General features: G+C 46.2%; 16 protein-coding genes. 4 read left to right on the top strand and 12 right to left on the bottom strand.

Features of this window, described 5'->3' with window-relative positions:
• Positions 1-56: 56 nt before the first annotated feature.
• The 8 genes from M2444_RS30520 to M2444_RS30485 all read right to left on the bottom strand — a co-directional run bounded on the left by M2444_RS30520 (position 57) and on the right by M2444_RS30485 (position 7524).
• Positions 57-1355 carry an NCS2 family permease gene (locus M2444_RS30520; RefSeq protein WP_042191085.1) on the bottom strand — a complete coding sequence of 433 codons (1299 nt, stop codon included), beginning with the start codon at positions 1353-1355 and terminating at the stop codon, positions 57-59.
• A gap of 237 nt (positions 1356-1592) precedes the next feature.
• Positions 1593-2348: a tRNA threonylcarbamoyladenosine dehydratase gene (locus M2444_RS30515; RefSeq protein WP_094873679.1), complete on the bottom strand. Its 756-nt coding sequence runs from the start codon at positions 2346-2348 to the stop codon at positions 1593-1595.
• Between the two features lie 66 nt (positions 2349-2414).
• Positions 2415-4193: an aspartate--tRNA ligase gene (aspS, locus tag M2444_RS30510; protein ID WP_094873677.1), complete on the bottom strand. Its 1779-nt coding sequence runs from the start codon at positions 4191-4193 to the stop codon at positions 2415-2417.
• 81 nt (positions 4194-4274) lie between these two features.
• Entirely contained in the window at positions 4275-5528 is a 1254-nt protein-coding gene (hisS, locus tag M2444_RS30505; RefSeq protein ID WP_094877949.1) for a histidine--tRNA ligase, read from the bottom strand.
• A 197-nt stretch (positions 5529-5725) separates the two neighbouring features.
• Positions 5726-5851, bottom strand: coding sequence for a hypothetical protein (locus M2444_RS30500; protein WP_256990000.1), 126 nt, complete (start codon positions 5849-5851; stop codon positions 5726-5728).
• 366 nt (positions 5852-6217) lie between these two features.
• The gene (locus M2444_RS30495) at positions 6218-6667 is read right to left on the bottom strand and encodes a hypothetical protein (protein ID WP_094873673.1); all 450 of its coding nucleotides are present in this window, start codon (positions 6665-6667) and stop codon (positions 6218-6220) included.
• Between the two features lie 43 nt (positions 6668-6710).
• On the bottom strand, positions 6711-7220 hold the full coding sequence (locus tag M2444_RS30490; RefSeq protein ID WP_094873671.1) for a type 1 glutamine amidotransferase domain-containing protein: 510 nt from the start codon (positions 7218-7220) through the stop codon (positions 6711-6713).
• Positions 7221-7368: 148 nt separating this feature from the next.
• Positions 7369-7524 carry a hypothetical protein gene (locus M2444_RS30485; protein ID WP_280788893.1) on the bottom strand — a complete coding sequence of 52 codons (156 nt, stop codon included), beginning with the start codon at positions 7522-7524 and terminating at the stop codon, positions 7369-7371.
• Positions 7525-7800: 276 nt separating this feature from the next.
• Here M2444_RS30485 and M2444_RS30480 point away from each other — a divergent pair, with 276 nt between their 5' ends.
• From M2444_RS30480 to M2444_RS30470, 3 genes are all read left to right on the top strand, one after another.
• The gene (locus tag M2444_RS30480) at positions 7801-8493 is read left to right on the top strand and encodes a response regulator transcription factor (protein ID WP_094873669.1); all 693 of its coding nucleotides are present in this window, start codon (positions 7801-7803) and stop codon (positions 8491-8493) included.
• Between the two features lie 2 nt (positions 8494-8495).
• Complete coding sequence (locus M2444_RS30475; protein WP_280788892.1) at positions 8496-9959, top strand: sensor histidine kinase; 1464 nt, start codon at positions 8496-8498, stop codon at positions 9957-9959.
• Positions 9960-10088: 129 nt separating this feature from the next.
• Entirely contained in the window at positions 10089-11210 is a 1122-nt protein-coding gene (locus M2444_RS30470; protein ID WP_280788891.1) for a hypothetical protein, read from the top strand.
• 204 nt (positions 11211-11414) lie between these two features.
• Here M2444_RS30470 and dtd read toward each other — a convergent pair whose 3' ends face one another.
• Together dtd and M2444_RS30460 are read right to left on the bottom strand one after the other, a co-directional pair.
• Positions 11415-11858, bottom strand: coding sequence for a D-aminoacyl-tRNA deacylase (gene dtd / locus M2444_RS30465; protein ID WP_280788890.1), 444 nt, complete (start codon positions 11856-11858; stop codon positions 11415-11417).
• A 20-nt stretch (positions 11859-11878) separates the two neighbouring features.
• On the bottom strand, positions 11879-14059 hold the full coding sequence (locus tag M2444_RS30460) for a RelA/SpoT family protein (protein WP_042132407.1): 2181 nt from the start codon (positions 14057-14059) through the stop codon (positions 11879-11881).
• Positions 14060-14365: 306 nt separating this feature from the next.
• Between M2444_RS30460 and uraA the strand changes: the two genes are divergently transcribed.
• Complete coding sequence (gene uraA, locus M2444_RS30455) at positions 14366-15679, top strand: uracil permease (protein WP_094873661.1); 1314 nt, start codon at positions 14366-14368, stop codon at positions 15677-15679.
• Positions 15680-15887: 208 nt separating this feature from the next.
• On the opposite strand, the gene M2444_RS30450 is transcribed toward uraA, so the two are convergent.
• Positions 15888-16406: an adenine phosphoribosyltransferase gene (locus tag M2444_RS30450; protein WP_094873659.1), complete on the bottom strand. Its 519-nt coding sequence runs from the start codon at positions 16404-16406 to the stop codon at positions 15888-15890.
• A gap of 135 nt (positions 16407-16541) precedes the next feature.
• A complete protein-coding gene (recJ, locus tag M2444_RS30445; RefSeq protein WP_280788889.1) occupies positions 16542-18944 on the bottom strand; it encodes a single-stranded-DNA-specific exonuclease RecJ in 2403 nt (800 codons plus the stop codon).
• Positions 18945-18964 lie beyond the last annotated feature (20 nt).

Below are 18964 nucleotides of genomic sequence, written 5' to 3'. Positions count from 1 at the left end.
TACCCATTGTAGCATAATCAGCACTAAAATACCAAATCTTTCAAGCGAACATACGACTACAGCACAGCTTGCAAAATAAAGTTAGCTACAAATAAACCCGCAATCCCATACAGCGCAGGAGGTACTTCCTTGCCCTTACCCACCGCAAGCTTCACGATCGGATACGTAATAAATCCAAAAGCCATACCATCTACGATGCTATAAGTGAATGGAATCATAACCATGATCAGGAAAGAAGGAAAGAGCTCTGTTAAATCTCCCAAATCCATTTCACGCACATTCTGTACCATAAGCCCACCAATTACAATCAAGATCGGAGCGATAGCACTGTCTGGAATGTAGGAGAGCAGAGGGAGGAACAGGAATGTCGCCCCGAACAGCAGCCCTGCCACGAGTGAGGTCAGCCCCGAACGTCCGCCTGCAGCAATACCTGCATTAGATTCCGCAGCAGCTACTACAGGACTGCTTCCGAAGAGACCTGCAGCGATATTGGCAATAGAGAGTGCTCGTAAGCTACTCTTGAAGCGCTCAGGACGCCCTGCCATCATAGTCTGTGAGGCGACAAGCCCAATATTTTCAAATACAACAATTAAGAGCAGTAAGAAAACAGCAATCCAGAACACAAGGCTCACAATGCCGCTCCAGTCCATTCCCAGAAATAAGCTTTCATAACCCGTAAATACATGCCCTGATGCCTGCTTCTCAGGCGCGTGTGCCGCTCCCAGCAAGTAGGCTAGACCTGTACCAACCAGCATACTGATTAGTAAACCACCATTGGTCCCGCGGATAAACAGTACTAAAGCGAGTAATAAAGTTACACAAGAAGTGATAACTGCTGGATCACTAAAATGTCCTATAGCAACAAATGTGGTCTGATGCGCAATCACAATCCCGCTTTTTTGCAGTCCTATAAAGGTCAGAAAAAGCCCTATCCCGACTGTAATGGCATGCTGTAGGTTTTGAGGAATCGCCTCACTCAGAATACGATAGAGCGATGTGAAGGCCACGATAGCGAATAACACACCGGTTATTACGACTACAGTAAGCGCCTCTCTCCAACCTAAATTCATAGAATGTACAAGTGTGTATGTGAAAAATGCGTTTATCCCCATCCCTGGTACCACGATGATCGGTGTCTTCCCACCGAAAGCCATCAGTAGACAGCCTGTAATGGCAGTCAATAGTGTAGCCACCATTGCTGGTCTAAGCGGCATACCCGCGTCATGAAGAATGGTCGCATTCACCATCACAATGTATACTGAAGCAAAATACGAGAGGATCCCTGCAGCCCACTCCCGTTTCCAGTCATTCTCAGGTGCAAGCCCTACACTATTTCGCCAAAAATTTGATTTCATGTACTAAAACCTCCACTGATATTAAGTTCCGCAGGCGGATATTACCGGATAATAAGGCTTATAATCAACGGTTCATCCCGGTTTAACTATTATGCCTATTTGTGGTCTGCATCTTGCAGACCCGCCTGTTAACCACAACAAAAGGGCGTACGCAACTGGATTTCAGCTGGTCGCCCTTTTGGTCCATTTTACTACTACTATCGTTATAATTGAAACAGCTTCAGCTCAGCGATTCACTTACACGCTGACGCCTCCAGCCTCAAGCAAATCACGCACGGCAACACTGACCATGATCAGGCCTGCTACCGGCGGAACGAAGGCATTACTAGCTGGTGGTTGTTTCGCTTTACGTCGATCCGGCGCATTCTCCGGAACGATCTTGTCCGTAACATCCTGACGTGGCTTCATTGGCGGCTCCGTTGAGAAAACCACCTTCACGCCTTTCTTAATCCCTTCCTTACGCAGCTTCTGACGAATGACACGCGCAATAGGATCATAAGTTGTCTTGGAAATGTCGGCTACCTGGAATCTTGTAGGATCCATTTTGTTGGCAGCGCCCATGCTTGAGATCATTGGAATTCCACGGGACAGACATTCTTTGATCAAATGAACCTTATAAATAATCGTATCCGAAGCATCGAGTACATAGTCAGGTTTTAATTTGAACAATTCCTCATAGGTTTCTTCCGTATAGAACATGTTGAGCGCAATCGCTTCACAATCGGGGTTGATCAGCTTCACACGTTCTACCATCAGTTCAGCCTTTTTCTGCCCAACCGTGGTGGTGAGAGCATGAATCTGCCGATTCACATTAGTAATGTCTACCGAATCCTTATCAATCAGAATTAGTCTGCCGATGCCGGTACGAGCCAAAGCCTCAACAGCCATACCGCCAACACCGCCGATGCCTAGCACCGCTACCGTGCTGTTCTTCATTATTTCCAGACCTTCCGGCCCGATCGCCAGTTCCGTGCGTGAGAACTGATGTAGCATGAGGTACAGCCTCCTTCAAAAGCTTTGGCGAAGCAGAAATCTGCCTCGCCCGCTTCGATTAGTTAATTATTCTTTTTCTTTCTTCGGTTTAAGCGCCAGCTTAATGTGCAGCTGCTCCAATTGTGAACCATCTACTGGCGAAGGTGCATCCATAAGCAGGTCTGTTGCACTTGCCGTTTTCGGGAATGCGATGGTTTCACGCAGATTTGTACGACCGGTCAGTAGCATAACCAGACGATCTAAACCGAAAGCGATACCGCCGTGTGGAGGTGTACCATATTCGAACGCATCCATCAGGTAGCCGAACTTCTCATAAGCAACCTCTTTCGTAAATCCAAGGGCTTCGAACATTTTCTCCTGCACTTCGCGTTTGTAAATCCGCATGGAGCCTCCGCCTACTTCATAACCGTTCAGAACGATGTCATAAGCTTGTGCACGGATCGCACCTGGATCTGTGTCAAATAGATGCAGATCCTCTTCACGCGGACGAGTGAACGGATGGTGTTCTGCTACATAACGTTTCTGATCTTCGTCATATCCAAGGAGCGGGAAGTCTGTAACCCAAGCGAACTTGAACACATTATCGTCAATCAGACCGAGCTGACGTCCAATTTTAACACGAAGGGCGCCTAGAACGTCTGCTACAACCTTTTTATTATCAGCGGAGAAGAGGAGAAGGTCGCCTTCTTCAGCGCCTGTACGCTCCTTCACAGCCGCAATTTCTTCTTCGGAGAAGAATTTCACAATCGGCCCTTTGAATTCGCCGTCTTTCACTTGAATCCATGCCAAACCTTTCGCGCCATAGCGAGCAGCATAAGGTCCGAGTTCATCGATTTCTTTACGAGTCCAAGTGCCACAGCCTTTAGCGTTTAGACATTTCACTTCGCCGCCTTTTTCGATTACAGAAGCGAATACCTTAACACCGCTAGTAGCAACAATATCGTTCATTTCTACAAGCTCTAATCCAAAACGCAGATCAGGTTTGTCAGAACCGTATTTGCCCATAGCCTCAGCATAAGTCAAACGTTGGAACGGAAGCTCGATATCTGCGCCTACAGTTTCCTTGAACAGACGCTGCATCAGCTTCTCCATCATACCAAGCAGTTCATCTTGTGACAGGAATGAAGTCTCAATGTCGACTTGAGTGAATTCAGGCTGACGGTCAGCACGCAAATCTTCATCACGGAAACAACGAGCAATTTGGTAATAGCGCTCAACGCCGCCCACCATCAATAATTGCTTGTAGATCTGTGGAGATTGCGGCAAAGCGAAGAATTCGCCTTCATGCACACGGCTTGGTACCAGATAATCACGCGCGCCTTCCGGTGAGCTTTTAGTTAGGATCGGTGTTTCAACGTCGATGAATCCTTCACTGTCAAGGAAATCCCGGAAAATCTTAGAAGCTTTCGAGCGAAGCAGCAAGGTTCTTTGCATCTCTGGACGACGAAGGTCCAAATAACGATATTTGAGACGCAGAGACTCGTCTACTTCCACACCATCTTCGATGAAGAACGGAGGTGTCTTAGCTGCGTTCAGCACTTCGATATCCGTAATTTGCACTTCAATTTCACCTGTTGGCAGGTTGCGGTTAACGGTTTCCTCATCACGTTTAACAACTTTACCTTTAACAGCCAGAACGTATTCACTACGAACCTTATCAGCAATTTGTAAGGCTTCGCCAGAGTAGTCTGGGTTAAATACAACTTGCACAATACCGCTTCTGTCACGCAGATCAATAAATAGTACGCCCCCGAGGTCGCGGCGGGTCTGCACCCATCCGTTCAAGGTTACCGTCTGTCCAATATGTTCTGGTGTTAACTGTCCACACTGATGACTTCTTTGCATAATTTATCATTCCCCTTCATGGTTAAAAATACATTTTTAATCTTTCTCTATACAGTCACCCTAAGACGTTAGTCAGATGGTCTAAACTAGTGCCTGACCCAGCTCTTCCAGCTTCACGGTGCGCTGCTCCCCTGTGTTCATCGACTTCACGGTAATCACACCATTCTTCAGCTCATCTTCGCCAAGAATCGCAGTATAACGTGCCGACATACGGTCTGCCGATTTCATCTGTGCCTTCATTTTCCGGCCTAGGTAGTCACGTTCTGCTGAGTACCCTTGGCTACGCAGAATATATAGCTGCTTAGAGATTTCGATATCAGCTTCTTCACCGAGAGCTACAAAGTACACATCCAGTGGCTTCGCCGTCTCCAGCTCTACCTTCTGATCCTCCAAAATGAGGAGAATTCGTTCAAGTCCAATCCCAAAACCAATACCCGGTTGATCCGGTCCACCAATTTCTTCAACCAAACCGTTGTACCGGCCTCCGCCGCCCACGGTATCAATCGAACCAATACCTGCTGCTTTATATTCAAACGCTGTATGCGTGTAATAATCCAGTCCTCTTACAAGGCGAGGGTTAATGGTGAATTCCACACCCATGATATCAAGGTGCATCTTCACCTTCTCAAAATGAGCGGTGCACTCTTCGTCCAGACTATCCAAAATGGAAGGCGCATCTGTAAATTTATCTTGATCGACCTTACAATCCAGCACGCGAAGCGGATTACGCTCCATACGACGCTGACAGTCACTGCAAAGGGTATCCTTCATAGGTCTTAAGAAACCCAATAGTTTCTCCCGATAAGCTGCACGGCTAGGTGCGTTACCGACAGAATTGATTTCCACTCTTACATCCTTAAGGCCAAGATCCTTATAGAATTGATAGCCTAAGGATACTACTTCCGCATCAATAGCCGGATCCACAGCTCCAAAAGCCTCAATACCAAACTGATGGAATTGACGATATCTGCCTGCCTGTGGACGCTCATAACGGAACATAGGCCCGATATAATACAGCTTACTTACATCAGGTTCACCGTAAAGCTTGTTCTGAACATAAGCTCTAACGACACCCGCCGTTCCTTCTGGACGAAGCGCCAGATCACGATCGCCTTTATCCTTGAAAGTGTACATCTCGCCTTCTACAATATCCGTTGTTTCGCCTACTCCACGCTCGAATAACCCCGTGTGCTCGAACATCGGTGTACGGATTTCACGGTAATTGAAACGACGGCATAAATCTCTAGCCTTCCCCTCAATATACTGCCATTTCTCCACAGCTCCCGGAAGCACATCCTGCGTTCCTGTAGGTTTCTCGAATCTTTCTTTAGCCACAGTCTATCCCTCCTAAAAAATACCCCTCTAAATCTGCTCTCTTCATCACTTCATCAGGCTAAACAAAACAAAAAATCCCCCGCCCTGTTTATAAAAAACAGGGACGAGGGATTATCATAACCAATAATACACCCGTGGTACCACCCACATTCCGGACCAGAACCATTCTGAATCCGCTCAAAGCGGTTAACGCCCGCCTACGCATAACGGCTACTGATCGCGGCAATATGCATTGCCCACTTTCGCCGTACGTTCTCGGGGAGGTCATTCATTCGCTCATCAACAGAATCCTTGCAGCCAAGCAGAAACGATAGATCATCCATTGTACTGGATATCATCTGAATCTACAGGGGATTCCTCTCTGGCGTTGTGGGTCCTCGAATTACTTGTTCCCGTCATCAAAACCATATGATAAAATCGTATATTTTTAAATTCTACTGAACTACTGTGCTAAAGTCAAGGCAGGAAATGCGAAGCTGAATAAAAAATTCGACAACTTTCAACTTTTGACCTTTAACTTCAACTGTTACAAAAAAAATGACCTGCAGCCGAATGCTGCAGGTCCATCATCATATATTATTAAAAAGGGGGTCATGCCTTTATTATAAACACGCTATATTAAGGAAACATGTATGTAATATTACGATTATATTACATTCATGAAAGCGGTTTATTTTAATAGATTGCTGTTAATCAAATTGCTCCACAAATGCCCCTTTGCCCCGAAGGGTTTCCACAACCTCATTATAATTCTCTTCTGCGACACTTAGGTCCATCACATAACGAAGTTCACTTAAATCCCCATCTTCGAGCTCACCATCTGCTACATCCGCACTAAGCTGGTCTTCATCCACGCTATAATGGGTCTCAGGTTCATCACGCGTTTCGGAGGCGGCAACACCAGGGGCCAGCATAGCTCCAGCTGCCGGAGTGCTGCCCGTTCCAAGCGTCCCTACTGTACCAGCGGCTAACGTCGTATTACTAAACGGGGCTATCGGAAACAGAATTCTACGATCTTCCCCAATAGGATCCGTGAGCGGCCATACCTCCAAGCCATCTACCTTATAACTAATCAATGCTATTTTAGCACCTTCTGCTTCATTTTCCGTTCTAAAATATGCTTGGATTTTTCTGGTCATTACCATTACCTCCTTAGATTATAAGACTCAGTGTTATAAATTGCTATTTCAGGACCTTCAAAATTTCACGAACGAAGGCAGGCTCATCTTTCGGGGTACGTGAAGTAATGTAATTACGATCAACTACCACCTCTTCATCTTTAAACTCCGCACCGGCGTTCACAACATCATCTTTCAACGGAGGATAACAGGTGATGGTACGTCCTTTGAGCAAGTCTGCACTGATCAGAATTTGGGGTCCGTGGCAAATAGAAGCGATAGGCTTACCAGCTTCGTTTGCTTCTTTCACAAACTTCAAAATATCTGCATTTTGCCGTAAATTTTCTGGGGAAGAGCCTCCAGGAATTACTATCGCGTCATAATTACCTGCTTCAACGTCAGCTATAGCTTTATCGGCTGCGTAGGAGACCTCCTTCTTTTTGCCCAGTAAGGTCTCACCTTTCTTTAAACCAATAATGTCAGCTTGATGTCCTGCCTTTATAACTTCATCGTAAGGGACCTTCATCTCAGAATCTTCAAAATCATTAGCTAGTAAAAATGCAACATTACTCATGTGATAAGTTCTCCTCTCTGCTTGTGCAAATGAATAGGTACTTATTGATCTTTCTTGTCGTCTATTACCCTTATCACAATGATTTCTAACCTCTAATCAGAAAATATCCCCGGCTAACCGCATCAAAAAGCCGCCTCCACCACCCATTTCAGGTACGCGGTAAGCGATTACGGCTTCTTCCTTTAATCACCTGAGATTCAATTTCATCTTCCGGCTTTTTGGCTAATGCATAGGCTTCTATGGGACTCCCTGTCGCTAGTACCGGGATACTTCTCCATACCCATGCCTTCTGTGAATGTCTCATTGCTAAGCTCCTTGCATCGTGCGGGATAACTGTCTACCTTTAGTTTATCCAGCTCCAAGAGGGTCTATCCGCGCAAGTATCTACTTACAACAACAGAAACAAGCAGACTTTTAGGCGCAGGACACTTGTAGCCATCAGAAAAAGGAGGCTTACTGGAATTTAGGCTATACTGTTTGATCCGGGTTTGTGCTCCCCCAATGGGTTCGCTTTTGCTGAGCGCAATATGTAGAATAGGCGTATCAAGACAACTGTAGCGAGGTGGAAATAATTAACAGCATGGATAAAAGAGTGCTGGTCGTAGACGATGAATACTCTATCGTGACAGCAATCGCCTATGCATTGCGGCGGGAAGGCTTTCAGGTCGAAACGGCCGCTGACGGCGAAGCCGCGCTTAGGCTTGCCGAATCGTTCCAGCCGCAAGTGTTCGTACTGGACGTCATGATGCCAGGGCTGTCTGGTTATGATGTGTGCCGTCGGCTGGAGAACCGGAGAGGGATTGGCATCCTGCTGCTCACGGTCAAGAACGACATTGTAGACAAAGTACTTGGTCTGGAGCTGGGGGCTGATGATTATATGACCAAGCCGTTCGATATTCGGGAGCTCGTCGCCCGAGTTAGAGCGCTGCACCGTCGTGTCGAGAAAAGCGTGGAACATGCTCCCTCCGACAGTCCCATCATGATTGGTGCGGTGACAGTGAATCCGTCACATCGAGACGTACAGGTGGCGGGTGAGAAGGTGGGGCTGACGCCCAAAGAATTCGAGCTGCTACACCTGCTCGTCCTCCATTCGGAACGGGTATACACGCGCGAGGAACTGCTGGATCTTGTCTGGGGGCTCGACTATGACGGGGGCACACGCACGGTCGACATTCATATACAGCGCATCCGTAGTAAGCTTGGCGACAAAGGTCAACATCTGCTCCAGACCGTATACGGAGTAGGTTACAAGGCCACCCGGGAGTCCGTATGAAGGTGAGCTTACGATGGAAGTTCTCCCTGCTGCTCGCTGGCCTCCTGTTGTTCACGGTGAGCGTACTTAGTGTACTAGTACTACGCAGTATCCGTCACAACCAACGCATTGGACTAGAGCGTGAAATGGCGGAGATGACGAACCGCGCCGAATTGACGGTGAAGATGAGCTACTTGTCCGGGGAACAGGTTAGCTTGAAGGCATTCATGAAATATCGTGGCATGGATCTTTCCAATCGATTAGGGCAATCCAACGGACTGCACGTCCGCCTGTACGATGAGACCGGTGTCGAGATCGGGAATTCACTGCCTCTCGTTCCTTCCCCTGCTCTGCCGGATGCGCTGCAGTATGCACTCCAGGGCAAGATCGCTTATTCGGACGTTCAGGACGTGCTATATTATTTCACACCCCTCATGTTCGAGGAACAAATGATCGCTGTAGCCGAATTCCAGAAACCCGTGGGCGAGCTGCACGCCTTTTACCGGCAGACAAAAACAATGTTCCTCCTATCCGGCTCCATCGTTCTGTTAACCAGCTTCCTGCTTGGCTTCCTCTATGTCTACCGACAATCTAAAGCTATAACTCGGCTCAAGCAGACGGCGAACAACATTGGAGCAGGAGCATATATTGATCATGCACCGCTAGTCCGTAAGGATGAACTTGGCGACTTAAGCGATGGCATTTATAGGATGAGCCGTGAGATTGAATCGAGCATGAAGAAGTTAGAAACGGAGAAAGCGAAGCTATCGCTTGTCGTAGACAAGCTGCAAGTGTTGGAGCAGCAACAGAAGCAATTCATTAATAATATTAGTCATGAACTTAAGACACCTCTCACTTCTATTACTGCATATGCCGATCTACTGGAGCTGTACCCAGATGATCCTTTACTGCTTCAGCAAGCGATTGAAAGCATTCGCAAGGAATCGTCTAGACTACACAAGCTAGTGGAAAACGCGCTGCGCCTTGCCTCACTCGAGAAGTACGAATTCGAATACCAGGCTGAAGCCGTGTCACTTGATATCGTGCTGGACGAGCTGGTCTCTCTGATGAAAGGCAAGGCCGACAAATTCGGACTAACCTTTCAGCTTCACACAGTACCAGCCACCATATGGGCGGAACGCGAGAGTTTAATACACATCTTCGTTAATTTGCTAGACAACGCGATCAAATACAACGTCCCCGGTGGAAGCGTCAATATTCGATTGTATACCGAACAGAATCAGGCAAAGGTAGAAATTGTTGATACGGGAATTGGCATTCCTTCTGAATCCCAGGAACGTATTTTTGAACCCTTCTACACCGCGAACAAGGCGCGTTCAAAAGAAACGAGAGGAAGTGGCTTGGGACTTGCTCTCGTTCAGCAATGGGTGGAGAAGCAAAAAGGAATCATACAATTGAAACGGTCAGACACCACTGGAAGCATGTTTGAAGTACAGTTTCCTCTCTATCATCATGATTCTGTATAAGTCCAACTTCTCCCTCCGCCAAGTCTCGGTACGTTTACAACTTGGAAACAATTCGAAATATTGTGGAGACATCCTGTTGGTACACTCTTATCAGATTTATAACACAACTTAGAAGGAGATACATCAATCATGAAGATGAAACAAATTGGGATCGTAATACTAGCGGTTGGGATCGCAGGCTGCAGCAGCACAACACAGAATAACGGCGGGGGAGCAACTAATGAACCGCCAGTTACCGTCATCGACAAGAACAAGCCAGAGAAGTCTGATTCGCAAACCGATAAATCAATCACCATGGATCAACTCGAGCGACTTGACGGCCTGTATGCGCAAGATTGGCTGAACGAGAACGAATTGTTAATTGCCCAGACGAATCCGGACGCAAAGAAGATTGATTCTGACTCCGGTCCGATGAAGCCTGCCCAGCTGTACATTTACAATTTGAAAACGAAACAGGTCAAGGCGCTGAAACCAAGCGAAGACCGCGTGCATGAGAGTCCAATAGTCTCGCCGGACGGCCAATATGTCTTTTTCCATGAAAATACCTCGTTCATGATGGACGGTGGCCGCGGTGTCCTTGTACATGTGCCAACCGGAACTAGCCGACTAGTCACGGATCAGGATAAGGGCGGACAGGAATGGGGCCAGTGGACAGACTCCAGTCATCTGATCGTCGGCAACGGTAAGGGTGCTATTCTACAGGTTGGGACAGACAGTAAAGACGAGGTATTGCTTAGCAAAGATAAAAATATCATATTCGATTATGCAGCAAAGACCGGAAATACGCTCTTCTACGTCAACCCTAGTCTTGATAACACATTGTCGGCCTACAATCTGGAGACGAAGAAAGAGACGATCGTGGACAAATCCGTCTGGAGAATGTCGCTGTCACCTGACGGCAATCAGTTGGCCATGCTGAAGAGTACGGGGGATACGGAACGCACGCTGTTCCTCATGAACTCGAACGACACCTCGCAGCAGACTAAGCTCACCGTGACGACTCAGATGTACGCCTTCGATTGGTCCCCGGATAGCTCGTACTTGGCGTTCGCCGTGTATAACAAGGACAAGGACGGCATGAACGGTGTCTACGTTGCGAATGCAAAGACCGGCAAGATCGAGCAACTCGGAGATTTCCAGGATGTCGCAACCGTCGCCTGGAGCCCTTCTGGCAAGCAAATAATGGTCTCGACGAGCACATTTGTGGATAACAAGCCCAAGCTGACGACTTATCGGCTTATGTTGAAGTAAGTAGGTCAAATTTCAAAAAAATGATAGCGAAATGCCAAATTAAAATCACTATGTTGATTACACCAACGGAGAACGAATATTACAATAACAAAAAAAGCGTCCAACATATTAGTCATGACTAATTATGTTGGACGCTTTTAAAATTTGATTTTTTTTGATGTTAAGGTCCTAATAAATACAGAAGCAATTTTCGACAATTTCTTATTAACTGCGACTATCTAGAATAATAGTAACCGGGCCCCAATTGGTCAGCGATACATCCATCATCGCTCCAAATACGCCCGTCTCTACCTGAAGTCCTCCAGTTCTAAGCTCTTGGTTAAAATAAACATAAAGTCGCTCGGCCTCCGCAGGTGCTGCTGCTCCCATGAAATTCGGCCGTCTCCCCTTACGGCAATCCCCGTAAAGAGTAAATTGGGACACTGAAAGAATAGCTCCCTCAGTCTCTGTAACACTGTAGTTCATTTTACCAGCATCATCTTCAAAAATACGTAGTCCTGCTATTTTATCCGCCAAATATTTGGCATCCTTTTCTGTATCTTCATGCGTAACGCCAACAAGCAGCATCAAACCTTTGCCAATCTCTCCGGTCACTGCCCTATCCACGGTTACTTTGGCGTCCTTACAACGCTGTACTACAACTCTCATCGTACTACTCGCTCCTTGCCCTATTGCATGATCCGATTCACTGTATATACATCCTTGACTCGTTTCACTTTATCTACAACGGATTGCAGATGCTCCGTGTTACGAATGAGAATGGTCATATGAATCATTGCCATTTTATTCTTGTCAGAGCGCCCAGTGACTGCAGAAATGTTCGTTTTACTCTCGGAAACTGCCTGCAGCACTTCATTGAGTAGTCCATTACGATCATGGCCTGTAATCTCAATATCCACACTGTAGTTCGCTTCCATCGTACCTTCCCATTCTACTTCAATCACTCTTGCCGCTTCTTCTCCATCACCTTCACCCGGAATGTTAGGACAATCCTGGCGATGTACAGATACACCCCGGCCCCGTGTAACATACCCTACAATATCGTCACCCGGCACCGGATTACAACATCGTGCAAAACGAACGAGCAAATTCTCAATTCCTTTAACACTTACGCCATTGGTGGGTTGATTACGTTTTTCGCCGGAAGACTTAATCTCTTTCATCTCTGAGGTAAGCTCTAAGTGATTAGCGGCTTCTTCCTGCTCTCTGCGCAGCTTCTCTGTCAAACGGGAAGCAATCTGCGATGCGGTAATTCCACCAAAGCCAACTGCAGATAACATATCCTCAACATCATTAAAAGCGAATTTCTTCGCAGCTTCTAATAGTTTCTCATCGGAAATCCACTCAGAAACCTCGACATTCAGACGCTTCAGCTCACGTTCAATCGCTTCGCGACCTTTTTCGACATTTTCCTCACGTTTTTCTTTTTTGAACCATTGCTTAATTTTGCTCCGTGCATGTGAGGATTGGGCAATCTTGAGCCAGTCGCGGCTTGGTCCGTAAGAATGCTTAGACGTCAGTATCTCAACGATATCGCCTGTCTTCAGCTTGTGATCCAGCGGCACGATTCGCCCGTTCACCTTAGAACCGATTGTACGATTCCCCACTTCCGTATGAATACGGAAAGCGAAATCAAGCGGTACAGAGCCCGCAGGAAGCTCAATAACCTCGCCTTTAGGCGTAAATACGAACACGAGATCCGAGAAAAAATCCATTTTGAGTGATTTTACGAACTCTTCGGCATCCTTAGCCTCATGCTGCAGCTCCAATATTTCCCGAAAAAAAGGCATCCGATTCTCTGGATTCACATTATTGCTGGTTCCTTCTTTGTATGCCCAGTGCGCTGCGATCCCGTATTCAGCCGTACGATGCATTTCCCAAGTGCGAATTTGCACTTCGGTCGGCTCTCCGCCAGGACCTACGACTGTAGTATGCAAAGATTGATACATATTGGCTTTGGGCATAGCTATATAATCTTTGAATCGACCTGGCATTGGCTTCCAAAGGGTATGAATAATTCCGAGGGTTGCATAACAATCCTTGATATTATCCACAATGATACGGATGGCCAATAGGTCATAGATCTCATTAAACTGTTTGTTCTTCGTACTCATTTTGTTATAGACGCTGTAGATATGCTTCGGACGACCTGAAAGATCACCTTCAATGCCCATTTCATCCAGCTTGGCACGAATACGGCCAATTACACTGTCGATAAATTGCTCACGTTCTGCCCGCTTCTTATGCACCAGATTAGCAATGCGATAATACTGCTGCGGATTCAAGTAACGAAGCGCAATATCCTCCATCTCCCACTTAATCGCGGAAATCCCCAGTCGATCAGCCACAGGACAGAAAATCTCCAACGTTTCGTAAGAAATACGACGCTGGCTCTCTTCAGATTGATACTTTAACGTACGCATATTATGCAGTCGGTCCGCTAGTTTGATAACGATGACCCGGATATCCTGAGCCATTGCAATAAACATCTTACGGTAATTCTCGTTCTGCTGCTCTTCCTTTGAGCGAAAACGGATGCGTTCCAGCTTAGTTAAGCCATCCACAAGCATCGCGCAGGTATCGCCAAATTTCGCGCGGATTTGTTCCAATGAGACCGTCGTATCTTCCACAACATCATGCAAAAGCGCCGCAACAATAGATATAACATCCATTTGCATATTGACGACAATATCTGCCACCGCCAGCGGATGCAGAATGTATGGCTCCCCCGACTTGCGGATCTGCCCGTGATGAGCCTGATCGGCAAATTCATAAGCTTCCCGGATGCGGAGAAGATCTTTATCTTTTATATAGGCGCCAGCCTTATCAATTAATCGCTCTATGCCCATTCTCGTCGTATCCGTTTCCTTTCTATAATAAAATGAACCCGCAATCATTCTGAAATCTGCAGGTTCCAATCATTTCGCAAGCAACTTACGCTCTTGTTCAAAGTTGTCTATAATTATGACGCTTACGAAGGATTACGTCAACACTTGCCATCTCATGGTATTCAAGAAGTAAAAGATATGAAAATCGGACAAATTAATAACACTTGTGAAAATGTTGTTGTAAAAATGTCCCGTTCTATTTAATCTAGTAAAGGCGGATTTTCGCTGGACAACATCATATCCATTAAGAAAGAGGAGTGAACTCCATTGCAACGCGAAATTCAAGTTAATGAAAAACTTCCATGGGGCCCCGGTTTTCTATTAAGCCTACAGCATTTGTTCGCCATGTTTGGCAGTACAGTGCTAGTGCCTAACTTGTTCGGGGTTGACCCTGGCATGATTTTACTGATGAACGGTATCGGCACACTGCTATACATTTGGATTTGCCGTGGTAAAATACCTGCCTACCTTGGCTCCAGCTTTGCATTTATCGCCCCCGTATTATCAGTACTTGCCGATCATAAAGATGATCATATGAAAGGCTATTCTCTTGCTTTGGGCGCTTTCATCATCACTGGTGTTATCTTTGTGCTCGTTGCTTTAATCATCCGTTATGCTGGAACAAAATGGATCGATGTTGTCTTTCCTCCAGCAGTAATGGGAGCTATCGTAGCAACGATCGGACTTGAACTTGTGCCTGTTGCCGCGCGAATGGCAGGACTTATTGCCCCTGAAGGTGTTGCAGTTGCAGACTGGACTCCAGATGGCAAAGCAATCACGCTTTCTATGGTGACACTGGGCGTAACCGTAATTGGAGCTGTACTCTTCCGCGGTTTCCCAAAGATCATTCACATCCTCATCGGTATCGTAACTGGTTATGGTTTAGCTTATATTATGAAAATGGTGGATACGGCTGCAATATCTAATGCGAATTTTTTAGCGCACCCTACCCTTGTTACTCCATCCTTCGATTGGAATGTTATCCTGACTATCATCCCAGTATCGCTAGTAGTAATCGTTGAACATATTGGACACTTACTTGTAACCAGCAATATTGTTGGCAGAGATCTGGCTAAAGACCCTGGACTTGATCGATCTCTGATGGGTAACGGGATATCTACAATTATCTCCGGTTTTATCGGTTCTACTCCAAATACAACCTACGGTGAGAACATCGGTGTTATGGCATTAACTAAAGTTTATTCTGTATATGTGATCGGTGGCGCAGCAGTGATTGCAATTCTGCTATCGTTCTCTGGTACTTTCTCCTCCGTTATCGCTAACATACCGACACCTGTAATGGGCGGCGTATCACTACTGTTGTTTGGTGTAATTGCCGCATCCGGTCTGCGAATCTTCGTAGAGCAAAAAGTTGATTTTTCCAAAGCTACTAACATGATTATGGCTACGCTGGTGCTTGTTGTCGGAATTAGTGGTACAACCCTTACTATGGGTAGCGTAAAACTCAGTGGTATGGCTCTAGCTACAATTGTTGGTATCGTTCTAGCCTTATTCTTCAAACTCATTGAAGTTCTTGGACTGTCAAATGAAGGTGGAGAAAGCGATAAAGCAGCTCACTAATTTATTTATGAATTAATCATTCAAAAAGACTGCTTCAGATCCATTTTATGGATTGAGCAGTCTTTTTTTTGTGTCTCTTTTGATCAAAAAATTGAAAAACAGCAACCCTCCGCAAGTAGTGACAGAGAATTGCTGTTGTTTGCACTTTTCCACATGATTCGATACATAAATCCCGATTTATTTCCCGGGAAAAGACAATTATATCGTATTAATCTTCGTAATCAACTAATGTCATAACTTCAATTCCGGAAAGCTTATTACGTCCAGCAAGCTCAACCAATTCAATCAAAAACGCTGCGCCTACCACTTTACCGCCAAGCTGCTCCACAAGGCTAACCGAAGTAGCTATAGTACCTCCTGTTGCTAACAAGTCATCAGCAATCAGTACATTTTGTCCAGGCTTAATGGCATCCGTGTGAACAGCAAGTGTATCTTTACCATATTCAAGATCATATCCAACCTCGATCGTCTCATACGGCAGTTTACCACTCTTACGAATTGGCACAAAACCTACACCCAATGCATATGCGAGAGGTGCGCCAACTACAAAACCACGTGCTTCCGGTCCAGCGATCACATCGATTTCTAAGTGGGATACAAGTGCTTTCAGGGCATCAATCGCCTGGCGATATGCATCACCGTCTTTTAGCAAAGTGGTGATGTCTTTAAAGCTAATACCTTCTTTTGGGAAATCAGGAATCACGCGAATACTATCTTTAAAATCCAAATTTTTCATCTCCTAAAAGTTTTGTTAGCATAGGCTACTTTGAGTTCGGTTCGACAAAACTTACTTCGTAAGCATCTGCTTTGTTTTGTTAGCATAGGCTACTTTGAGTTCGGTTCGACAAAACTTACTTCGTAATTATGATACGCCTAAACGGCGTGATAACATCCAATCCTGCAGTTCAGACAAGCTACCTTCCATGAAATACTGCTCCATTTCCGCAATCTGCCCCAGTCTGACAAAATGTCTTGATGCTGTAAGGCTTTTAGCTGCAGGCTGCATAATAAAGGTCACACTTCCTTGACTTCTTTCGATAAAATCAAGCTCCTCAAACACATCTAGCATATTACTAAGCATTCGAATACTTAATGAGGATTGTCGACTTAGCCGCAGCAGCACTTCATGTTCTGGCGTCGCAACAGCAGTGATCGAAGCCAACAATTTATAGAGTATTTTAAAATGATCCCGTGTCGGAATGATAAGTCGTTCTCGGCCATCCTTTATAGAATGCAAAAGCGCAATATTATCAGCATTAGGAAAAGCCTTTAGTAATGCGTCAAGTTGTTCAGGTGTCTCCGGCATATCCAGTAGGCATAACAGTGAGACATGCCCTGATTCCTGAATCGAATCATCCTTAATAGCGGCGCTAATGCCAGCTTCTTTATCATATACCCAGAAGGACATTCCTATCAATTCAGTCTGGGGAGACGTACGTCCACTCTGACACACTGCTGCGGCACGATATGGGCCAGCACCACTATAGGGAAGCAGCAGCTCTCTAATATGCGCAGCCTGCCGTACAGCGTCAGCAGCACCACGAAGATCAAACAATTGAGCATCCTGGACTGATAAATCCTGTAGCAGAAGCTGTGGTTTCCTCGAGCCATTCCATTCGTTGATCGACAGTTCAGCCAGCACATTGATCGGGGTGCCCACAGGGAGCAGCTTAGCCAAATCCCCTTTACCAAAAGCTAAGGCTTCGATCGTGCTCTTTCCCTGTTGCAAGACGATTTTCAAGTGTTTTCCGTCTTGCCCCATGGTGCGTGTCTCTTTCACTGTAGCCCCGCGAATGATGAACTTTGGCAATGGATTCGACATCCCGAAAGGTGCAAGCCTTTCCAATTCAAGTGCAGTCTGTAGGGACAAATCGGAAATCGACACTTCTGCATCAGCAGAAGTAACAGGCACGAAATGCTCCGGCGTTAACACAGTAGCAGCGTATTCATTTAATGCCGCAGCGAAGGCTTCTAAGCCGTCCCGATGCAGGCTCATTCCCGCGGCTGCTGGATGACCACCGAAATGATCCATTAAGTCAGAACAAGAGGATAACGCCGCATATATATCAAGTCCAGGAATAGAGCGGGCAGAACCTTTGCACATGCCGGTCTCCGGATGAATATCCAGAATAATCACAGGCCGATAGTAACGCTCCAGTAGTTTGGAAGCCACTATACCTACCACACCCACATTCCAGCCTTGTTCAGCAAGAACTATGATGTCTGGTATTTCTCCACCCTGAGTCATCTGCTCCAGTTTTGCAGTGGCCTCCACTACAATTCTTTCTACGACCAATTGGCGTTCTTTATTAAGCAGATCAAGCTCCCCAGACAGTTGCTCAGCCTCATCAGCATGCTCAGTTGTAAGCAGTGCCACTGCCCGTCCAGCATGATCCAGACGGCCACTCGCATTGATACGAGGCGCCATTCCAAAAGCGATATTAACCGCACTCACAGTACTCATGGTCACGCCGCTAACACCGAGTAAAGCACGGATACCTGGGAATCGAGAATTTCGCATACTGACCAAACCGTTTCGAACAATCTCACGATTCTCACCCAGCAGCGGCATTAAATCCGCTACAGTACCTATAGCAGCTATCTCTGCCCACTCATCTGGAGTTTCCTCCCCTAACATAGCCTGGGCGAGCTTATAAGCTACCCCTACACCCGCTAATCCCTTGAACGGGTAGGGGCAGTCGGGCAGCTTCGGATTGATTAACGTATAAGCCTCTGGGAGAAGCTCTGGAGGCTCATGGTGATCCGTAACAATCACATCAATCCCGAGTTCATTAGCGTAAGCAATCTGATGATAGGCGCTAATGCCAGTATCTACAGTAATGATCAAGGATACCCCCTGCTGTAAAGCCCAATCCAATGCATGATTATGCAGCCCGTAGCCCTCATTAGAACGGTGCGGGATATAAATATCAAAGGAAGCGCCCAAGTAACGCAGCAAATGAATCATTAATGCTGTACTGGACACACCGTCAGCGTCATAATCACCGTAAATCAGAATATGTTCTTCTTCTTTTAAAGCCTTTCTAATTCTGGGAACCGCTTCGGCCATCCCTTTTAGAAGGAACGGATCATGTGGAGCTTCCACACCGCCATCCATGAACGATAGAGCCTCATGTGGCGTATCAATTCCTCTAGTCACTAATAGTGAGGATAAGAGCGGAGAAATAGAAAGGCTCCGGGCCATATCCCTTACGACGTCGGGATCGGCTGCCGGAGATTGCCATCTTGTTTTTGAATAAAGCAATAGCGCTCACCTTTCTTTCA

The sequence above is a fragment of the Paenibacillus sp. PastF-3 genome (genome assembly GCF_029893135.1).
In the GTDB taxonomy this organism is placed as follows: Bacteria; Bacillota; Bacilli; order Paenibacillales; family Paenibacillaceae; genus Paenibacillus_AQ; species Paenibacillus_AQ nitricinens.
The sequence above is the reverse complement of the archived record's forward strand: the minus strand, read 5'-3'. Positions and strand labels throughout refer to the sequence as shown.

What these genes read in the sequence shown, in the direction of transcription:
- M2444_RS30515 (WP_094873679.1), bottom strand. Translation starts at nt 2,348, where the DNA reads ATGCTACATCAGTTCTCACGCACGGAACTGGCGATCGGGCCGGAAGGT.
- aspS (WP_094873677.1), bottom strand. Translation starts at nt 4,193, where the DNA reads ATGCAAAGAAGTCATCAGTGTGGACAGTTAACACCAGAACATATTGGA.
- M2444_RS30495 (WP_094873673.1), bottom strand. Translation starts at nt 6,667, where the DNA reads ATGACCAGAAAAATCCAAGCATATTTTAGAACGGAAAATGAAGCAGAA.
- M2444_RS30470 (WP_280788891.1), top strand. Translation starts at nt 10,089, where the DNA reads ATGAAGATGAAACAAATTGGGATCGTAATACTAGCGGTTGGGATCGCA.
- dtd (WP_280788890.1), bottom strand. Translation starts at nt 11,858, where the DNA reads ATGAGAGTTGTAGTACAGCGTTGTAAGGACGCCAAAGTAACCGTGGAT.
- M2444_RS30485 (WP_280788893.1), bottom strand. Translation starts at nt 7,524, where the DNA reads ATGAGACATTCACAGAAGGCATGGGTATGGAGAAGTATCCCGGTACTA.
- M2444_RS30500 (WP_256990000.1), bottom strand. Translation starts at nt 5,851, where the DNA reads ATGGATGATCTATCGTTTCTGCTTGGCTGCAAGGATTCTGTTGATGAG.
- M2444_RS30490 (WP_094873671.1), bottom strand. Translation starts at nt 7,220, where the DNA reads ATGAGTAATGTTGCATTTTTACTAGCTAATGATTTTGAAGATTCTGAG.
- M2444_RS30480 (WP_094873669.1), top strand. Translation starts at nt 7,801, where the DNA reads ATGGATAAAAGAGTGCTGGTCGTAGACGATGAATACTCTATCGTGACA.
- M2444_RS30460 (WP_042132407.1), bottom strand. Translation starts at nt 14,059, where the DNA reads ATGGGCATAGAGCGATTAATTGATAAGGCTGGCGCCTATATAAAAGAT.
- M2444_RS30520 (WP_042191085.1), bottom strand. Translation starts at nt 1,355, where the DNA reads ATGAAATCAAATTTTTGGCGAAATAGTGTAGGGCTTGCACCTGAGAAT.